This is a genomic window from Variovorax sp. 01T439_2, from assembly GCF_056398445.1.
Window position 1 is genome coordinate 1 of record NZ_JBFTPJ010000933.1, and the last position, 2,298, is coordinate 2,298.

The following is a 2,298-nucleotide window of genomic DNA, read 5'->3' on the forward strand; positions in this document are numbered from 1 at the left end:
GCTCGGCCGCGAACGACGCGGACGCCCAGGAAACCCGTGAATGGATGGATGCACTGTCCTCCGTCATCCAAAGCGAGGGACCTGAACGGGCCCACTTCCTTCTCGAGCAGCTGCTCGAACATGCGCGGCAGCACAGCATCGACAAGCCGTTCTCCGCCAACACGGCCTACGTCAACACCATCGAGCCCGACCAGGAAGAGCGCTGCCCCGGCAACCTCGAGATCGAGGAGCGCCTGCGCGCCTACATGCGCTGGAACGCCATGGCGATGGTGGTCAAGGCCAACCGCCACCACCCGGCCGAAGGCGGCGACCTCGGCGGCCACATCGGCTCCTTCGCCTCGCTGGCGAACATGTTCGGCGCCGGCTTCAACCACTTCTGGCACGCCGAGAGCGAAAACCACGGCGGCGACTGCCTCTACATCCAGGGCCACGTCTCGCCCGGCATCTATGCCCGCGCCTACCTCGAAGGCCGCCTGAGCGAAGAGCAGCTGCTCAATTTCCGCCAGGAAGTCGACGGCAAGGGCCTCTCCAGCTACCCGCATCCCAAGCTGATGCCCGAGTTCTGGCAGTTCCCGACCGTCTCGATGGGCCTCGGCCCGCTGATGGCCATCTACCAGGCCCGCTTCCTCAAGTACCTGCACGCCCGCGGCATTGCCAACACCGAGAACCGCAAGGTCTGGGTGTTCTGCGGCGACGGCGAAATGGACGAAGTCGAATCGCTCGGCGCCATCGGCCTGGCCGCGCGCGAAGGCCTGGACAACCTGATCTTCGTCATCAACTGCAACCTGCAGCGCCTGGACGGCCCGGTGCGCGGCAACGGCAAGATCATCCAGGAGCTCGAAGGCGAATTCCGCGGTTCGGGCTGGAACGTCATCAAGCTGATCTGGGGCAGCGGCTGGGACCCGCTGCTGGCGCGCGACAAGGAAGGTGCGCTGCGCAAGATCATGATGGAGACCAACGACGGCGACTACCAGGCCTTCAAGGCCAACGACGGCGCCTACGTCCGCAAGCACTTCTTCGGCCGCGATCCGCGCACGCTCGAGATGGTCTCCAAGATGAGCGACGACGACATCTGGCAGCTGCGCCGCGGCGGCCACGACTCGCAGAAGGTCTACGCGGCCTTCGACGCGGCCGTGAAGCACAAGGGCCAGCCCACGGTGCTCCTGATCAAGACGGTCAAGGGCTTCGGCATGGGCAAGATCGGCGAGGGCAAGAACAACGTCCACCAGACCAAGAAGCTCAGCGACGAGGACATCATGGCCTTCCGCGACCGCTTCAACATCCCGATCCCGGACAGCAAGATCGCCGACCTGCCGTTCTACAAGCCGGCCGACGACACACCGGAAATGAAGTACCTGCACGAGCGCCGCAAGGCGCTGGGCGGCTACCTGCCGCACCGCCGCACCAAGGCCGACGAGAGCTTCACGGTGCCCTCGCTGGACACCTTCAAGTCGGTGATGGAACCCACGGCCGAGGGCCGCGAGATCTCCACCACGCAAGCCTACGTCCGCTTCCTCACGCAGCTCCTGCGCGACAAGGCGCTGGGTCCGCGCGTGGTGCCCATCCTGGTGGACGAGGCGCGCACCTTCGGCATGGAAGGGTTGTTCCGCCAGATCGGCATCTACAACCCCGCTGGCCAGCAGTACACCCCGGTCGACAAGGACCAGGTCATGTACTACAAGGAAGACAAGGCCGGCCAGATCCTGCAGGAAGGCATCAACGAAGCCGGCGGCATGTCGAGCTGKATCGCGGCGGCCACGTCGTACAGCACGAACAACCGCATCATGGTGCCGTTCTACGTGTACTACTCGATGTTCGGCTTCCAGCGCATCGGCGACCTGGCCTGGGCGGCCGGCGACATGCAGGCGCGCGGCTTCCTGCTGGGCGGCACCTCCGGCCGCACCACGCTCAACGGCGAAGGCCTGCAGCACGAAGACGGCCACAGCCACATCCTGGCCAACACCATCCCCAACTGCGTGAGCTACGACCCGACCTTCGCGCACGAAGTGGGCGTGATCCTGCACCATGGCTTGAAGCGCATGGTCGAGAAGCAGGACAACGTCTACTACTACCTCACGCTGCTGAACGAGAACTACCCGATGCCCGGCCTGCAGCCCGGCACCGAGGAGCAGATCATCAAGGGCATGTACCTGTCCAGGCAGGGCCCGGCGCTGAAGGCCAAGTCGCCCACCGTGCAGCTGCTGGGCAGCGGCACGATCCTGCGCGAAAGCTTCGCGGCGCAGGAGTTGCTCGAGAAGGACTGGGGCGTTTCGGCCTCGGTGTGGAGCTGCCCGAGCT

1 protein-coding gene is annotated in these 2,298 nt (G+C 65.3%); it reads left to right on the top strand.

Annotated elements, in window-relative coordinates; translation table 11 throughout:
• The coding region (aceE, locus tag AC1DOC_RS29990; RefSeq protein WP_478131153.1) for a pyruvate dehydrogenase (acetyl-transferring), homodimeric type at positions 1-2,298 on the top strand (2,298 nt) is incomplete at both ends.